At 72.4% G+C, this 16,582-nt stretch carries 13 protein-coding genes; 6 read left to right on the forward strand and 7 right to left on the reverse strand.

All coding sequences use genetic code 11. The features are described from left to right. Nucleotides 1-259: 259 nt before the first annotated feature. The 3 genes from ACFWZ5_RS28375 to ACFWZ5_RS28385 all read left to right on the forward strand — a co-directional run bounded on the left by ACFWZ5_RS28375 (nt 260) and on the right by ACFWZ5_RS28385 (nt 3,564). Nucleotides 260-1,519: a hypothetical protein gene (locus ACFWZ5_RS28375; protein WP_384794887.1), complete on the forward strand. Its 1,260-nt coding sequence runs from the start codon at nt 260-262 to the stop codon at nt 1,517-1,519. A 4-nt stretch (nt 1,520-1,523) separates the two neighbouring features. Next, the gene (locus tag ACFWZ5_RS28380; RefSeq protein ID WP_384794889.1) at nt 1,524-2,855 is read left to right on the forward strand and encodes a hypothetical protein; all 1,332 of its coding nucleotides are present in this window, start codon (nt 1,524-1,526) and stop codon (nt 2,853-2,855) included. 373 nt (nt 2,856-3,228) lie between these two features. After that, nucleotides 3,229-3,564, forward strand: coding sequence for a hypothetical protein (locus ACFWZ5_RS28385; RefSeq protein ID WP_384794891.1), 336 nt, complete (start codon nt 3,229-3,231; stop codon nt 3,562-3,564). A 40-nt stretch (nt 3,565-3,604) separates the two neighbouring features. Here the strand turns inward: ACFWZ5_RS28385 and ACFWZ5_RS28390 are convergent, their stop codons facing one another. Both ACFWZ5_RS28390 and ACFWZ5_RS28395 read right to left on the reverse strand, forming a co-directional pair. Further along, nucleotides 3,605-4,672 (reverse strand): excalibur calcium-binding domain-containing protein, encoded by a 1,068-nt coding sequence (locus tag ACFWZ5_RS28390; RefSeq protein ID WP_384794893.1) that lies wholly within the window; start codon nt 4,670-4,672, stop codon nt 3,605-3,607. Nucleotides 4,673-4,798: 126 nt separating this feature from the next. Then, nucleotides 4,799-6,625, reverse strand: coding sequence for a TerD family protein (locus ACFWZ5_RS28395; RefSeq protein ID WP_384794895.1), 1,827 nt, complete (start codon nt 6,623-6,625; stop codon nt 4,799-4,801). A gap of 303 nt (nt 6,626-6,928) precedes the next feature. Between ACFWZ5_RS28395 and ACFWZ5_RS28400 the strand changes: the two genes are divergently transcribed. Beyond that, nucleotides 6,929-8,503: an AMP-binding protein gene (locus ACFWZ5_RS28400; RefSeq protein ID WP_384794897.1), complete on the forward strand. Its 1,575-nt coding sequence runs from the start codon at nt 6,929-6,931 to the stop codon at nt 8,501-8,503. A 129-nt stretch (nt 8,504-8,632) separates the two neighbouring features. Here ACFWZ5_RS28400 and ACFWZ5_RS28405 read toward each other — a convergent pair whose 3' ends face one another. Next, a complete protein-coding gene (locus tag ACFWZ5_RS28405; protein ID WP_384794899.1) occupies nt 8,633-9,385 on the reverse strand; it encodes a TetR/AcrR family transcriptional regulator in 753 nt (250 codons plus the stop codon). 103 nt (nt 9,386-9,488) lie between these two features. Here ACFWZ5_RS28405 and ACFWZ5_RS28410 point away from each other — a divergent pair, with 103 nt between their 5' ends. Then, nucleotides 9,489-10,256, forward strand: a complete 768-nt coding sequence (locus ACFWZ5_RS28410) for a hypothetical protein (RefSeq protein WP_384794901.1) — start codon at nt 9,489-9,491, stop codon at nt 10,254-10,256. A 110-nt stretch (nt 10,257-10,366) separates the two neighbouring features. Here the strand turns inward: ACFWZ5_RS28410 and ACFWZ5_RS28415 are convergent, their stop codons facing one another. From ACFWZ5_RS28415 to ACFWZ5_RS28430, 4 genes are all read right to left on the reverse strand, one after another. After that, a complete protein-coding gene (locus tag ACFWZ5_RS28415) occupies nt 10,367-10,591 on the reverse strand; it encodes a hypothetical protein (RefSeq protein ID WP_384794903.1) in 225 nt (74 codons plus the stop codon). Between the two features lie 89 nt (nt 10,592-10,680). Continuing rightward, nucleotides 10,681-11,295 (reverse strand): LuxR C-terminal-related transcriptional regulator, encoded by a 615-nt coding sequence (locus ACFWZ5_RS28420; protein WP_384794905.1) that lies wholly within the window; start codon nt 11,293-11,295, stop codon nt 10,681-10,683. Continuing rightward, nucleotides 11,259-12,515, reverse strand: coding sequence for a histidine kinase (locus ACFWZ5_RS28425; RefSeq protein WP_384794907.1), 1,257 nt, complete (start codon nt 12,513-12,515; stop codon nt 11,259-11,261). Before ACFWZ5_RS28425 ends, ACFWZ5_RS28420 begins: the two co-directional genes overlap by 37 nt. Nucleotides 12,516-12,660: 145 nt before the next feature. Beyond that, nucleotides 12,661-13,551 (reverse strand): alpha/beta fold hydrolase, encoded by an 891-nt coding sequence (locus tag ACFWZ5_RS28430; protein ID WP_384794909.1) that lies wholly within the window; start codon nt 13,549-13,551, stop codon nt 12,661-12,663. A gap of 187 nt (nt 13,552-13,738) precedes the next feature. On the opposite strand from ACFWZ5_RS28430, the gene ACFWZ5_RS28435 reads away from it, so the two are divergent. Further along, the coding region (locus ACFWZ5_RS28435; RefSeq protein ID WP_384891517.1) for a BTAD domain-containing putative transcriptional regulator at nt 13,739-16,582 on the forward strand (2,844 nt) is incomplete at its 3' end.

The following is a 16,582-nucleotide window of genomic DNA, read 5'->3' on the forward strand; positions in this document are numbered from 1 at the left end:
CCCCAGCCACGCGCCCGCCGCCCCGCCCCTTAGGATTGTCGGGCCTCTCCGCCCCCATCTGCCCCACGACATGGGTAACTCCCTTGTGGCGTGGGTCGGTTGTGGCAACAGTGGTCGTCGTTCGCCACGTCGCCCTTGCCATCGGAGTAGTGATGCGCCCCCATTGCCGCATGTCCCTCAGAGGGCATCCGTTCCTGCCGATGCCGATGCCGATGCCGATTCGTCGGCCGGAGGTCGCTGTGCCTCGTGGAGGGCAGGGATGAGCGTCGGGGGAGTAGGCATTCCGCGGCTTCAGGACCTTGCCTACATAGAGGTCGCCATCGGGAACGTCGCCAAGGGGGCAACCTTCGAGCAGGTGCGCCGTGCCCTTGTGGACCGGGCCGCCGCGGTCGCGCGTGAGGGGGACGCGGACGGCTCGTACTCCGCGCGCAAGTGGGAGCTGGCGCGGTCGGACACGAAGAAGCACGTCCACAACACGGTCGATGTCCTCAAGGAGCTCATGCGCCTCGGGTGGGTCCAGAAGCACATTCTCCCTTCCGGCCCCAACTCCGCCTACGCGCATGCGGATTCGGTGTTCACCTTGACCTCGGCGGGCGAGAGGTGGGCGGAGCTCGTCGCCGCGGATCGTCGCGCCGCCTACAACGCGCTGACCGGTGTACTGCTCTCCACGCACCCGCAATTCGAGGGCTTCCTGCGTCTCCTGGGCGCCCGGCCGGACAGCGGCGCCAGCCACCTGACCATCCCCCTCCTGCGGTTCAGCGCGTCGAAGTACCGGACCAACGAGGCGTACCTCGATGACTTCATCGCCTTCGCCGTGGACGCGGTGGCCCAGGCCACGCTCGGATGGACCGCCGACCCCGAAGACGTCAGAGCGAGCGTCCGCAGTTATGTCCGCCGTATCGAGGTGCGGGCCCGGGCCCGGCAGAAGGAGATCAGCCGGAAGCAGTTCGCCGCTACGTGCGAGGAGGCCATGGCCCGGTTCGTGTTCAGCGCCGCCGGCTGTCCCCTGGACTACATCAGCCTCGAGCTGCTGCGGAGGTGGACGCGGTTCCTCGGGTTGGCCAACTTCAGCTACTACGCACCGGGCCCCTCGGCGATGCGGCTCTGGCCCACCGCCGTGGTGAGAGGGCGTGGCGCTGCCGTCGCGATCAGCCGGCGCGTCGGGAAGGAGGTGCGCCGGGCGGCCCTCGACACGCTCTGGGCGGTCTGGCGCGAGCAGCGCTCCGACGCCGGCGGAGGCATGTACCTGCCTGTCTGGCAGCTGCGCGCCGCCGTCTGCTGGAAGCAGCGGATCAGCGACGACGAGTTCGATCTGGCCCTGCGTGAGGCCCTCGCGGGGGAGCACCCCGGGCTCGGTTTGAGCATTCACCTCGATCAGGCGTCGCTGAGGGCCGCGCCCGCCTCCACCAAGCCCTTGATCATTCCCAGCGCGAGTGGACTGCGACGCGTGTTCAACGTGATCAGTGTCGCCCCGGAACCCGCTGCCCCCACGATGCCGACCAACGCCAAGGAGAGCTGATCCGATGAGCACCTCCACCCGCAGTGCGGGCCCCGTCTGGCTGAAAAAGCAGTGGGGATTGCGCAACAACCCCTTTCCGACCACGGGCATCGCCCGCTTGGGTGGCGCCGACCTGCGCGAGAACGGCCTGCTCTACGAGCCGGACGTGAACGCCGACAAGGTCGAGGAGGCGGTCGAGAAGTTCGTGCTCGGGGCGACCTTCTCCGGTCTGCGGTTCGGCTACCTCTGGTCGACGGGGACCGGGCCGGGAGACTCCGATGCCCGTGGGTTCGGCAAGTCCGTGCTGATGCAGCACCTCACCGGGATGCTGAACGAGGACTTCGGCCGTGCCGCCTACCTGAGCTGCGGTCTGGATGAGGAAGACGCCGCCGACGAGCCGATCTGCGGCCTTTTGACGAGCTTCGACACGGCCCAGATCCGGTCCTTGAGCGCTGCTCTGTTCACCGCTGTCGAGTACGCGACGGACTTCCGTGCCGAGGCCGGGAACCGCACCCTCGCCCAGCGGCTGCGCGAGGCACTCGTCGAGCGGACGGCCGCTGATGACCCGCAGAGTCTGGCCAAGATCGTGATTGAGCAGCACCGGGACCTGCGGGGCCGCACTCTGGGGCCGCCCGATGACAAGCTCATCCTGGCACTGTGCGACGCGGACCCGACCGTGGCGCAGGACTACCTGGACAAGGTCAAGCCCGCCTCGCGGACCAGGAACGGCGCGGTGCACCTCGCGACGTTCCTGCTCTTCGCGAAGGCTTCGGGTGTGAAGCACGTCCTGCTCTGCTGCGATCAGCTGGAGGACCTCGCGAGCACCACGACGGCGAAGGCCAAGCGGGATCTCGAAACCGAACGGTTCCGCGACATCATCCTCGAAACGCTCCCCATGGCCGACATGCTGAGCGTCGTCGTGACCATGCACCCCCGGGCCGCACTCACCATCGGCACGGCCTGGGAACTCGCGGACCTGCCGACCTTCGAGATCTCGGAGGCCAACAAGCACCGGATCGTGGTGCTTCCGGCCCTTCGTGATCTGGACTCGGCCGTCAAGCTTCTCTCCAGATACCTCGTCGCGGCGCGCAAGAACGGCGACCGGCCGAGCGGCGACCTGTACCCCTTCACCGAGGAAGCGGTCGAGGCCCTGTTCCGGCGGTCCAACCGCAAGCCGCGCGACGTACTGCGCAAGGCGCACGGACTGTTCGAAGCGGCCTCTTCCGACAACCTGGTGACCATCGACGAGCAGGCCGTCACCCGTTACTTGGACGCGGTCGGGCCCGACACCGAAGAGGACATCGGCCCTGTCGTGGCCGGGCCGGTGACGACGTCCCCGGACTGGAGCGCAGGTTGATCTCCCTATGTCCAGCTGCCGGAGCGTCACCGTGACGGCCGGCGCGTGTCGCGTGTGCGGGGCGCTTCTGTCGTCCTGGGAGAAGGGCCGCTGCGGCTGTGGAGGCCCTCGCTGGGCGAGCAACGCGGAGGTCATGTACGCCATCGCCAGCTCGGTCCCGTCACCCCTGCACGTACGCGACTTCGTCCGCCTGGCCCATCGTGACTACGGACGCAGCATGGGTGTCCCGAGTGCCAACGCGGTGCTTTCGCCCGACCGTCGCTTCTGCTGGGCCGGGCAGGGAACTTACTCCCTGTACCGCCATGGTCCCCTCCCCGGCCCGCGGAATCTGGAAGGAGCGAGTCGGCTGGTTCTGTTGGCGGCGGGCGAGCCCTTGACGGTGGACGCACTGGACTACTGCCTGAAGCAACTCGGATATCGGTACAACGTCGCCTCCCTGAAGAATTCGCTCCGGAGCTCCCCGCACATCAGCTGGCAGCAGGACGGCCGGTGGGCGCACCCTCTGGGGGACGAGGCCGAGACAGCGCTGCGGCGCGCGCTCCCCGTCGCTCCCGCCGGCCGACACGCGGCGTGGACGGGCATGCGGGACGCGCTGGCCGAGGATGTGCGACGGCTCATAGGCCAGCGCGCGGAGCGGCTGCACAACCTCGGCCGTCCCCATCGGTTCGGTCTCGACTGGGACGAGGAGCCGGGCATGCTGATGACGTAAGGCGTGGGTCTCGGGCTCGCATCCCGGAGCCCGACTGGTGTTACTGATCGCAGGCGATGCCGTCTCCGTCGCGATCCAGGCTGCGGCTGTAGCCGGGCTCGCCGCTGTGCAAGGGGGCCTTGCCCGCGGCCCGTACAGCAGTGCAGTTGGGGTAGTAGGCGCTGCCGCTGTCGTCGCTGTCGTCGCTGTGTCCGGTGCCGGTGCCGGAGCCGGTGCCGTTGGTGGGGTCGGACTCGTGGTCCGGGGCCGGAGTCGGGTCGGGGTCCGGGGCCGGATGGCGTTCGGTGTGCTCGTTGGGCGGGCACGGGTCGTCCGGTGATACGAGGGCCAGGTCGACCGACATCGTCTCCGGGGACGTGACCTTCGTGCCCGCCTCGGGGGTCTGGAAGCAGACGGTCCACTCGGCCGGGTCGCGTGCGACGGTGATGTCCACATAGGCGCCGGCAGCGTTGATGTCGGAGATGCCCAGCTTCTCGATCTGCTCCGTCGCGGCTCGGTAGGTCTTGTTGATGACATTCGGCAGCTTCGGGTAGGGAATGGCTTCCCCGTCAGCCTCGGGGCAGGGCGCGCCGGTCCGTACCACCGCGAGGTCGATCCTGGCGGTTGCCGGGTCGTCCACCTTCTTGCCTGCCGCCGGGGCCTGGAAGCACACAGTCCAGTTGCTGTCCGCCCACTGGCCGCTGTTGCCCTCCGAGGCGTCGTGGGACGTGACCCGCGAGAAGCCGACATCGGCGGCGGACGACTTGGCGTCCTTCAGGACGTCACCGACGAAGTCCGGGACCTTCGTCGTGGATACGGCTCCGGCATCCGTTCGCGCGGACGGGGACGTCCCCTTGGCGGACTCCTCCGCGTCGGACTCCTTGCCGTCCCCGCCCATGGCCAGCGCGATGATGAACCACACCACGGACGCGACGATGACGACGATGCGCCGCTTGAGCGACCACTCGCGCTTCAGACCGGCGAGTACCCAGCCGAGCGGCGGCAGGAGTACGAGGCCCGCGACGACCCAGCGGGTACGGCGGTGCCAGGGCAGGCCCGTCGGGGGAACCGGGCCCGGAGGCGGGGTGGGCGGAGTCGGCCGGTTCTGGCTCCACTGTGCGAATGACATGTGCGTCTTCTTCTGCTCCGTGCGGCTTCGCGTTCTGGTGCGGCTTCGGGTTCTCGTGTGGCTTCGCGTTCTCGCGTGGCCTCGAGTTCTCTTCCATGCGGCTTCGCGCGAGGGACCGGGGGGGATTCAGCCGACGTCGACGCCGTGGTCGCGGGCGAGACCGGCGAGGCCGTCGACCCACCCCTGACCGACGGCCCGGACCTTCCAGGTCGTGCCGGACGGGTCGTTCGGCGCACGGTAGAGCTCCGCGAGGACCATGGCCCGCAGTCGGGCATCGACGGGCGCCGGGTAGTTCCACACCCGGTGACCGGCGCTGAACTTCAGGTGGAGCGCGGTGAGCCCGGCGAAGTCCTGGCCGGATGCCACGTCGGCGTTCACGGCCACCGCGACGGTCGTGATGTGCGCAGGAAGGCCCTGGAGCCGCACCCGCGCTCCCCGTCCGGAGGCGGCCGGGTCGGACGGGTACAGCCGTGCCGCTCCGCACGTCGAGCAAGGCTGGTTGTAGAAGACGAAGTCGGCGTCCGTGGGCACCCGGCGGTTGCCATCGAGCAGAAGCAGCGACAGATCGAGTGACAGGCCCGAGGCCTGGCAGACGATGTCGACGCCACCTTGTTCGTCGAGGGTGAGCGGGGCGTTCTGGCCGGTGGCGAGCGTTGATTCCTGAGGGCTTGGGGAGGCCGCGGCACTCGGCACGGGATGAGCCGGGTCGTCCGGCACGGGAGGAGCGGGCGCTGCCGTACGGGTCGCGGCCCACTGGGCGAACGGGACGGTGGCGTAGGGGTCCGCCGCCGAGTCCGGTCCCGGTTGCGCGGTGGTGCCGGTGAGGGTCTCGTCGAGCCGGGCGAGCGAGGTGGCCGTGGTCTCCGGGGTGGCCGCCCCGTCGTCCACCTGGTCGGTCTGCGTCAACAGCTCGGCCAGGCCCGGGACCCGGCTGACGTCGAGGGCCTTGATGCCGGTGGAGGTCGCGGTGACGGCGCACTCCACCTCGTCGGCGAGATCGAGAACGCGGACGGCGTCCTCGGGGGCGCGCCAGGTCATCGGCTCCAGCCGGTGCCGCGACCACGAGCCGTACGCGACGATGCCGATGCGCTGGGTGGTGGGTACGCGGGTGAGGACCGCGATATTGATGGTCCGCAGGCCCGGGGCGACCGCAAAGCCTTCCCGCAGGGTCGCCACGATGTGCGAGCACATGCTGGTGAGCCACCACTGGTTGCGGTCGCGTTTGGTGAGCGCCTTGAGCGTGGTGCGGCCTGTGGACGTGACGCCGGGGACCTTGGCCGGCCAGGTGTCGGCGTCGGGCTGGCGCATGACCACGGAGGCGGCGGCGCCCTCCACACCGACCGCGCAGGCCACAGCCCGGTTGTCGGAGTAGGCGAAGTTCACCGCTTCGATCACGGCCGCGGGATCGTTGCGGAGCAGGTCCTCCCACCATGCGGCGGCCTGCCGTCGTAGATCCGCGTAGGCCTCGGCGAGGCGCCGCGACTCGGCGGTCAGGTAGTCGTGGGCGTCGGTCCGTGCCTGTCGCTTGGCTTCGGCGCGGGCGCCGCGGTTCAGGAGCGGGAGTCCCCGGGTGTGGAACGCCTTCGCCTGCTCGTACGCCCACGCGTCGGTGAGGGCAGGCGGCGCCGGAACGACCGGTGGTACAGCCGTGGCGAACGCCTCCAGATGAGCGCTGGTGCTCTCCTCGCGGAAACGCTCGACTTCGGCGATCTCGGCCTCGCGCTGGAAGTCGGCTGCGGTGGGCGGGCGGTACTGAGGAGGTGTCCCTGCCCGCGGCCGCGCGGCTGTCGTGCGCCGCCCGCCACGGGAGCGGCGGCTGCCGCCCACCGCGGTGGAGGCGAAGAAGGGGCCGACGCCCGTCGACAGGCGGGTGCGCCCGGCGCCGAAGCTGACCCTGGCGGCCCGCGGGCCCACCGATGTGCGCACGCCCCGCGTCGACACGGACACGCGCATGCCGGGAACGCCGACTCTGAATCCGAAACCCACGGGGACCTTCCCGTATCAAGGACCGTCGACGACCAGCGACGCCCGTTGACGCCCCGTCGACGATCAGCGGCACCTCGGAGTCTGCACCACCGGTTGATGCCGTCATGGGCGAATGCACGGATTGAGGGACCTTCGGCCTTGCGTGCGGGACCAACGGCCCTCTCATGGGCCGGGGGCGCTGCCGTGGCGCTGCTTTGCGTGCCGGTACGTTTCTTCGCCCCGTGTGTCTACGATGCGCGCGACACGGCGGAAGGCGAGCAGGGAGTGCCCATGGTTGCGGGAGAGGGAGTGGCGGCGGGGCCCATCGGGTTTGCGGCTGTGGGGGCGGCTCATCCGGGGCGTGTGGCGCTGATCGAGGGTGATGGGGTCGGCATCACGTACGGCGATCTTGCCGGGCGGGTTCATCGGCTTTCGCGTGGTCTCGCCGCTCTTGGGGTGCGGGGCGGGCAGACCGTTGCCGCGATGCTTCCCAACAGTCGGGCCTTCTTCGAACTGCGGCTTGCCACCGGGCAGTCGGGGCTGTACTTCACGCCGTTCAGCCATCACCTCACCGTCGCCGAGGTCGCGCACATCGTTGCCGACAGTGAGGCCCGGGTGGTTGTGGTGGACGCGGGGCTCGTGGGTGTGGCCGGGCCCGCTCTCGACGCGGTCGGGGTGCCGGTGGGGCGGCGCGTCGTGTGGGGGCCGGGTGCGGTGCCCGACGGCTGGGTCGCGTACGAGGAGTTGCTCGCCGCCGCTCCCGCCGTGCCGCCCGACCGTCCCCGCGCCGGTGGCACCCTCCTCTACACCTCCGGCACCACCGGCCGCCCCAAGGCCGTCCGCAGGCCGCTGCCCGACGCGCCGCCCGGGCCGAGCCCGTACGAACTGGACTTCATGGCGCGCGTCGGCGTGCGGCCCGGTCCGTACGTGCAGCTCAGCGCCGCGCCGCTGTACCACGCCGCGCCCGGCCTCTTCGCCAACATGGCCCTCCAGCTCGGCCACACCGTCGTCCTCGCGGAGCGGCCCGACGCGGAGGAGTGGCTGCGGCTCGTCGACCGGCATCGCGTCCAGGTGATGTTCGCCGTGCCGACCGTGCTGCACCGGCTGCTGCGGTTGCCCGCCGCGACCCGGTCGCGGTACGACACGTCGAGCCTCACGAGCGTCGTGCACGGGGCCGCGCCCTGTCCGGGCGATGTGAAGCGGCGCGCGATCGACTGGCTCGGGCCGGTCCTGTACGAGTTCTACGCCGCCACGGAGGGGGGCGTCACCGCCGCGAGCAGCGCGGAGTGGCTGGCCCGGCCCGGCACCGTGGGGCTGCCCATGGCCGGGGTCGACGTGCGGATCCTGGACGACGACGGGGAGCCGGTTCAGGTCGGGGAGACCGGGGGCGTGTACTTCACGCCCGCCGTGCCGTTCGCGTACTTCAAGGACCAGGAGAAGACCGAACGGTCCATGCGGGGGGCGTACTTCACCGCCGGGGACCACGGGTACGTCGACGAGGACGGGTGGCTCTTCCTCCGTGACCGGCGGACCGACCTCATCATCTCGGGTGGGGTGAACGTGTATCCGGCCGAGGTGGAGGCCGTGTTGCTCGCTCACCCCGATGTCGCGGACGCGGCGGTGGTCGGGGTGCCGGATGTGGAGTGGGGGCAGCGGGTGGCGGCCGTGGTGCAGGTGGAGGCGGGGGTGACGGCTTGTGGGGAGTTGGGGGAGCGGCTTGTCGCTCACTGTCGGGGGGAGCTTGCCGGGTACAAGGTGCCGCGGGTGGTGGAGTTCTGGGAGCGGGTGCCGCGGTCGGCGGCGGGGAAGGTGCTTCGGCGGGAGGTTCGGGTGCGGGCTGTGCAGGCCTCGCGGGGGCGCCCCTGACCCGCCCCTTCCCGCTGCATCGACTAGCGGCTCCGCCGCGGGCAGGGGCTCCGCCCCCTGGGACCCCCTTTATCGGCGCTGCGCGCCTCGTCCTCAAACGCCGGACGGGCTGGATCGTCGCCGGGCGGGCTAGAAGCCGAGCCAGCGCACCACATCGACAAGCTCGTCCCTGAACAGGCGGTCCGGTGTCGTGATCTGGGGGCGTAGCAAGCCGTCGATCTCCAGGGTCACCAAGCCGTGCATGCGGCCCCACAGGCGTAGGGAGAGGGCGAGGGCCGTGGGGGTGAGGGAGGGGAAGGCGGCGCGGGCCACCTCGGTGAAGGACGGGTCGAAGTCGGTCCAGGTGTAGGCGGAGCCGGGGGCGGCGAGTCGGGCCGTCGTCGCGATCTCCACGATGCCGAGGCAGAGCTCGTACTCCGCCTCGGTGCTGTCCGCCGTGTCCGCGCGCGGGGCGCCGCCCCGGTCGCTGAAGAGGAGGCGGAACTCCTGCGGGTGCGCGAGGGCCCACTCGCGGTACGCGAGGCCGTGGGCGAGGGCGCGTTCCGCGGGGTCCCGGGCGGTGTCGCGGGCCGCGCGCAGGTGCGCGGCCAGGGCGCGGTACGTGTCGGCGGCGAGCGCGGCGAGCAGGGCCTCGCGGGTGTCGAAGTACGTGTAGAAGGTGCCGGGTGCCATGCCCATGTCGCGGGCGATGGCGCGCAGCGCCACGGCGTCCGTACCGCCCTCCACCAGGTGTTTCAGGGCGGTCGCCTTGATCTCGGCGGTCGTCTGGGCGCGGTGGCGGGCCCGCCTGCTGGCGCCGCCTGCGGGCTTCTCCGGCGGCTCCGGCTTCTGCGGCTTCCCCGTCTTCTCCGTCTTCTCCGGCTTCTTTGTGGGGCTCGTCATGGGGTTCATAGTACGGCGGGCAAAAGTTGAACAGTGTTTGGAGTTTGGCCGGTGTTCGGTTTACGGTCTTGGCGTACCTACTGCACAGCCAAGGAGCAGCGGCATGACCACGCACGCGTACGGACCCGGTCCCATCGAGGGCTACGGCGTCGGGCCCCTCCCCATGGAGGCCGCCTTCACCTCCGACTTCCCGCTCGCCCCCGGCGTCGGGCTGCAGGACATCGTCGACAAGCAGGAGGTGGAGCGCCGCGTCATGGACGCCCGCCCCGGGATGTACGCGAAGTACATGCCGAGCCGGTTCGACGAGGTCAGCGGCGAGCACTTCACCGGTGGCCGGTACCTCTTCGAGACCTGGGCCGACGTGCTCGACTACGAGCGGTTCACCAGCGAGGAGCTGGAGTTCGAGCCGGGCGTGAAGTTCTGGAGCCGCCCGTTCTTCCTGAACGTCCAGCGGTACGTGTGGCGCGTCGCCGGCGCGCACCACTTCACGCCCCTGGACGACCACCGCGTCAGCCGCTTCGAGCGGTTCCGGTACGAGGACGGTGTGGATGCGGAGGGCGTGCTCGGGCGGGTCTTCGGGGGTGTGCGGGACGAGGCCGGGGAGCGGGGGCTCGGCGGGGTGTGGGTGATGCATCAGCCTGAGCGGCGGCTTGTCGGGGTGCACACCATCGCGGGCTCCGCGGCCGAGTTGGAGGGGGTGTCCCTCAGTGCGGTGCTGCCTGGGGCGCTGCGTGCCGAGCCCGTCTTTGACCGCGTCAGTGCGATTTTGGCGCTGTGGCTGCCGCGGTCTCGGCTTGCGGGTGGTGCTCCCTCCGCGTATCCGTGGGCGCCTTCGATTCCGCTGCCCACGGTCGCCCCGCAGGAGGTGTGAGGTCGGGGCCCTGCCGGGGGCTCCCCAATCCCACCCCTTCCCGAACTGGGGGCTCCGCCCCCAGACCCCCGCTCCTCAAACGCCGGAGGGGCTATATCTGCCAGCCGGCCTCACCAGTCGCTTCCGTAGCGTTCGGTCTTCGCTCGGAGCCAGGCCGAGAGTTCCGCGCGCTCCTGGTCGTTGGCGGGGCGCAGGTCCGTGGCTCGTACGGTTGCTACGAAGTGCACGAACCGGACGCGGCGGTACTCGCCGTCGACGGTGAGGACCTTGCCCGGTCCGTAGATGTCGGTGCCCGAGTGGGCGACGTACGCGTTCTGGTCGTGGGGGGTCGCCATCGCGCTTCCTTTCGCTCTGTGTGTTCTTCTGATTACAGAGTGAGGTCGGCGGGGGTGGAATCGCCAGTAGGCGAAGGGGGCGAGTGTGGCTAACGGTCCAGGTACGCCAGGACGGCGAGCACCCGCCGGTTGTCCGTCTCCGACGGCGGCAGGCCCAGCTTCATGAAGATGTTGCTCACGTGCTTGGCCACCGCCTTCTCCGTCACGAACAGCGCCTCGGCGATCCCCGCGTTGGAGCGGCCCTGCGCCAGGCACTCCAGGACCTCGCGCTCGCGCGGCGTGAGGTCGCCGAACCGGGCCACGACCTCGGGGTCGATCGCCGTGTCGCCGCCCGCGACGCGCTCGATCGTCGCGATGAACTCGGCGCCGTTGGACACGCGTTCCTTCAGGACGTACCCGACGCCCTCGGGGCCCGTGGCCAGCAACTCGTGGGCGTACAGCGGCTCCACGTACTGCGAGAGCAGGAGCACCGGCAGGCCCGGGACCTCCGTGCGGGCCCGTACGGCCGCCCGCAGGCCGTCGTCGGCGTAGTCGGGCGGGAGGCGGACGTCCACCACCGCCACGTCGGGCCGCAGGTCGGTGAGGGCCCTGAGCAGGTCGGGGCCGTTGTCGACCGCCGCGACGACCTCGTGGCCGAAGGCCTGGAGGAGGCGGGTGACGCCGTCTCTCAGCAGGAAGTGGTCTTCGGCGAGGACAACGCGCACGGCAGCTCCAGGGTGACCAGGGTGGGGCCGTTGAGGGGGCTGCTCACGGCGAGGACTCCGTCGAAGGCGGCGAGGCGGCGCTCGATGCCGCGCAGGCCGGTGCCCCTGGTGATGTCGGCGCCGCCGCGGCCGTTGTCCGTGACGGTGACGCGCAGGGCGCCGTCCTCGTGGCGGAGGTCGATCCAGCACCGGTCGGCGCCGGAGTGCTTGGCGGCGTTGGTGAGGGCCTCGGACACCGCGAAGTACGCGGCGGACTCCACGGGCGGCTCGGGGCGCGCCGGCAGGTCGATCGCGACGTCGGTGGGCAGCGGGCAGGTCATCGCCAACGAGCGTACGGCGTCGGCGAGACCCCGGTCGGCGAGGACCGGCGGGTGGATGCCGCGCACCAGGTCGCGGAGTTCCTTCAGGGCGGCCGTGGAGGACTGGCGGGCCTCGACGAGCAGGCCGCGCACGGCGTCCGGGTCGGCTTCCAGGAGGTGCTCGGCGGCGTCGAGGGTCATGCCCATCGCGACGAGCCGGGCCTGGGCGCCGTCGTGCAGGTCGCGCTCGATGCGGCGGAGCTCGGCGGACTGGGTGTCGAGGGTGTCGGAGCGGGTGGTGGTGAGGTGCTGGATGCGGGCGGCGGCGAGCTCCGCGTCGCTGGGGGCGAGCAGTACGCGCAGGTAGCGGGCGTGCAGCCGGACGACGCGGGGGCTCGCCCAGGCGCACAGCGGCAGCGCGGCGGCGGCGAGCCCGCCCGCGAGGGCTGCTGTCATCGGGTCGTAGACCGGGATGAACAGGTACCAGACGCTGCTGTCCCACCGCTCCGCGAGGTCCTGCCCGTACGCGGCGGTGAACAGCCCCCACGCTCCGCTGAGCAGGATCAGGAGCGGTACGAAGGCGAGGGCGCCGCCCGCGAGCGGGTCGAGGGTGACCCAGCGCCAGTCCCGGTGCACCTGGCTGCCCTTGTCGCGGAGCTGGGCGCGCAGGGCCGTCGCCCGCTCGGCGGGCGACGCGGGCAGGTCGGCGTACGGGGCCGGTATGGCGATGCCCGACCACTCCTGGGCGAGCGCGCGCTGACGGTCGGCGAGCGCGCGGGCGCGGTGTACGGCGTCGGGCAACAGGCGCAGACCCAGTGGCGTGTGGAGCGTGGCGTACACGGCGTGCAGCCACAGGGAGAGGAAGAACGCGCGGAGGGAGAGCAGCCAGAGGGTCAGCGAGCGGCGGAAGCCTGTTGTCATGCCCGCAATTATTGGCGGGGTGGTGGCCGGAAGTCGGTGGTAGAAACTCCCCTCTTGTGGGCCGGGCCGGGCCGGGCCGGGCAGGGCAGGGCCGGTCCTTGGCCGGGGGCCTCGGCGGGGACTCGGCAGGGGCTCGGCGGGGGCCTTAGCGGAGGATCAGCTTCTGGATCGCCCGTGTGACCGTCTCCGGGGCCTCCTCCGCCATGAAGTGGCCGCAGTCGACCGTGCGGTGGTCCAGGTCCGGGGCCCACGCCGACCAGAGCGCGGCGGCGTCGAAGCCGAGGGCCGCGCCCCAGTCCTGCTGGAGGACCGTGACCGGCATCGTCAGGGTGCGGCCCGCCGCGCGGTCGGCACGGTCGTGGTCGACGTCCGCGTGGGCCGACGCGCGGTAGTCGGCGACGATCGACGGGACGGCCTCGCGGGAGGCCTTGAGGTAGGCGGCGCGGATGTCCGCGGGGACGGCTTCGGGGGCCTTGGTCCACAGGTCCAGGAAGTGCCCGAAGAACGCGTCGGGCTCGGCGCCGATCATGCGCTCCGGGAGGCCCGGAGGCTGCGCCATCAGGTAGAGGTGGAAGCCGACCGCCGCCGTCGTGCCGCGCATCACGTCCCACATGTCCAGGGTCGGCAGCACGTCCAGGGACGCGAGGTGCGTGACCGCGTCCGGGTGGTCGAGGCCAGCGCGGATCGCCACCAGCGCGCCCCGGTCGTGCCCCGCCAGCGCGAAGCGCTCGTGGCCGAGCGCGCGGGCGAGGGCCACGATGTCGGCGGCCATCGTGCGCTTCGCGTACGTCTGGCCGTCCGCGGCCTCGGCCGGTTTGTCGCTCGCGCCGTAGCCCCGCAGGTCGGGGCAGATCACGGTGTGCTCGGCCGCGAGCGCCGTCGCGACGTGGCGCCACATGAGGTGGGTCTGCGGGAAGCCGTGCAGCAGGACGACCGGGGTGCCGGTGCCGCCTACGGCGGCGTTCAGGTGGATGTCTTGGGCGACCGGGATGCGGTGGTAGGTGAAGCCTTCGATGCGGGGTGCGGTGTGCGTCATGGGTTCAGCCTGTGGGGTGTGAATCAGCAGTGGATCAGCGTGCGGTGAGCGGGGGGTGGGGAGCGGGTACGTTGAAGGGGTGCCGGAGGAGGAAAGGGCGACGTCAGGGGCGGTGCCGTCCGGAGCGCCCCGGGTCGGTGGGGCGTCCGGGGCGGACGGGGCTTCGGGGGCGTCCGGGGTGTCCGGGGTGTCCGGAGCGGACGGGTCCGGTGCCGTGGTCTTCCAGGTGCTCGGGGCCCTCGGGGCCCGTGACGCGCACGGGCGGTCCCTCGACCTGAAGGGCCCCCGCCACCGGGCCGTCCTCGCCCGGCTCCTCGTCGCCCGCCGCCGGACCGTCCCCGTCAGCTGGCTCGTCGACGACCTGTGGGACGATCCGCCGCCCACCGCCGTCGGCACGATCCGCACCTTCGTCGGGGCCCTGCGCAAGGCCCTCGAACCCGACCGGCCGCGCCGGGCGCCCGCCCGCCTCCTGACCACCAGCGGGCCCGGCTACGCCCTGCTCGCCGCGCCCGACGCCGTTGACGCGTGGCGGTTCGAGGCGGCGGTACGGGAGGCCGGGCGGCTCCTCGACGCCGCCCGGCCCGACCCCGTGCCCGCCCTCCTCGACGACGCCCTCGCCCTGTGGCAGGGCCCCGCCTACGCCGAGTGGGCCGCCGCCGACTGGGCCCGCGCCGAGGTCGGGCGCCTCGACGGGCTCCGCCTCCTCGCCGTCGAGCGCCGCGCGGACGCCGCGCTCGCGCTCGGGCGGGCCGACGAGGTCGTACTCGACCTGGAGCCGCATGTCGACCGTCACCCCTGGCGGGAGGACGGCTGGCGGCTGCTCGCGCTCGCGCTGTACCGGGGTGGGCGGCAGGGGGATGCGCTTGCGGTGCTGCGGCGGGCGCGGGAGCGGTTGGTGGGGGAGCTCGGGGTGGATCCGGGGGAGGGGCTGCGGGGGGTTGAGGGGGAGATTCTGGGGTGGGGGGTGGAGGGTGGGGGTGCTGGGGGTGCCGGGGGCGCCGGGGGTGTGGTGCGGGTGGGTGGGGCCTTCGCGGGGCGCCCCAGGCCCGCCCCTTCCCGCAGCGTCAATCAGCGGCTCCGCCGCGGGCAAGGGACTTCGCCCCCTGGGACCCCCGTTCATCGCGCCGCGCGCTCGTCCTCAACTGCCGGACGGGCTGAATTCGTCGGCCGGGCTGGGATGGCTGGCCAGGGGGAATTGGTCGGGCGTGGGGCCGAGCTCGGCGTTCTCGAAGGCGTCGCGGACGCGGTCTCGCGTGGTGGGCGGCTCGGGCTCGCCCTGGTGTCCGGTGACGCGGGCGCGGGCAAGACGGCGCTGGCCCGGGAACTCGTGGCGCGGGTCGCGGCGGCGGGCTGGGCGACGGCGTGGGGGCGGGCGCCGGAAGGCGGAGGGGTTCCGGCCGGGTGGCCCTGGACGGAGGTCCTCACGGAACTGGGCTGTCAGGAAGGCGAGTCGGGAGCGGTCGGGGAGGACCCGGCCGTCGCCCGCTTCCGTCGGCACCGGCACGTCGCCGGACAGCTCACCGCCGTCGCCGACCGCGGCCGCCCCCTGCTCCTCGTCCTCGACGACCTCCACTGGGCGGGCGAGGAGACCCTCGACCTGCTCGCCGCCCTGGTGGACGGGGGCGTGGCTCGGCCCGTGCTCGTCGTGGCGACGTACCGCGACACCGAAGTCCCGCCGGAGCTGCGCGACGCGCTGGGGCGCCTCGCCCGCTCCGAACCGGCGCGGGTGCGTCTCACCGGGCTCACGGAGGACGCCGTCGGCCGGCTCCTGCACGCCGTCGCCGACCGCCCCGTCGACGCCGCCACCGCCCGCGCCGTGCACCGCCGCAGCGGCGGCAACCCCTTCTTCGTACGCGAGATCGCCCGCCTGTACGCCGCCGAAGGGCCCGTCGCCCTCTCCCGGATCCCCGACGGCGTACGGGACATCGTCCGCCGCCGACTCGCCTCGCTGCCCACGGAGGCCGCCACGGTCCTGCGCCAGGCCGCCGTGATCGGCCCCGACGCCGACCTCGACGTCCTCACCGCGCTCACCGGGGACGAGGAGGCCGTGCTGGGGGCGGTGGAGTGCGCGGTCGAGGCCGGGTTCCTTGCGGAGCCCGAGCCCGAGCCCGAGCCGGAGGCGGGGGACGGGAGTGGGGCTGGGCGCGGGGGTGAGTGCGTGCGGTTCGTGCATGCGCTGGTGTACGAGACCGTGTACGGAGATCTGTCCCGTTCGCGCCGTGCCCGTCTCCACGTCGCCGTCGCCGAGACCCTCGAACGCCTGCGGCCCGACGCCGTCGAGGCGATCGCCCACCACTACCTCGCCGCCGCCACCCGTGCGACGGCCGCCCGCGCGGTCACGTACGCGGCCGAGGCGGCGCGGCGCGCGGAGGCCGGGGGCGCACCGCGCCGGGCCGCGGGGTGGTGGGAGGCGGCGCTTGAGGCGTTCGAGCGGGTGGGCGGCGAGACGGAGAGCGACGGCGGGCCTGGCGAGCCGCCGGGTCTCACGGCGGCGGGACGTGCGGTGGAGGGGCGTGCGGCGGCGGATTGTGCGACGCCGGGGCGTGCGGCAGCAGGCCATCTGGGGACGGGGCGTACGGAGACGGGTCGTACCGGAGCAGGCCAAATGGTGCCAGGTCGTGCCGCGCCGGAGCGTGCGGCGTCGGGTCAGACGGTGCCCGATCGGACGGTGCCCGGTGAGTCGGCTCCCGGCGGACCAGCGCCCGGTCTTGCGGTGCCGGGGCGTGCGGCAGCAGGTCATTCGGAGACCGGTCGTACGGAGGCCGGTCGTACGGCGCCGGGCCAAGCGGTGCCGGGTCTTGCGGCGGCGGGACTTGCGCTGCCGGGGCGCGTGGCAGCAGATCAGTCGGAAACCGGCCTTGCGGTGCCTGGCCTTGCGGCGCCCAGTCGTACCGGGCCGGGCCGAATGGCGCCGGAGCGTGCGCTGCCGGAGCGTGCGGCAGCGGGCCAGACGGTGCCCGGTCGTGCGGGCCCGGATCGTGCGGGCCCGGATCGTGCGGGCCCGGATCGTGCGGGCCCGGATCGTGCGGGC

This window comes from Streptomyces sp. NPDC059003 (genome assembly GCF_042740445.1).
Taxonomy (GTDB): Bacteria; Actinomycetota; Actinomycetes; order Streptomycetales; family Streptomycetaceae; genus Streptomyces.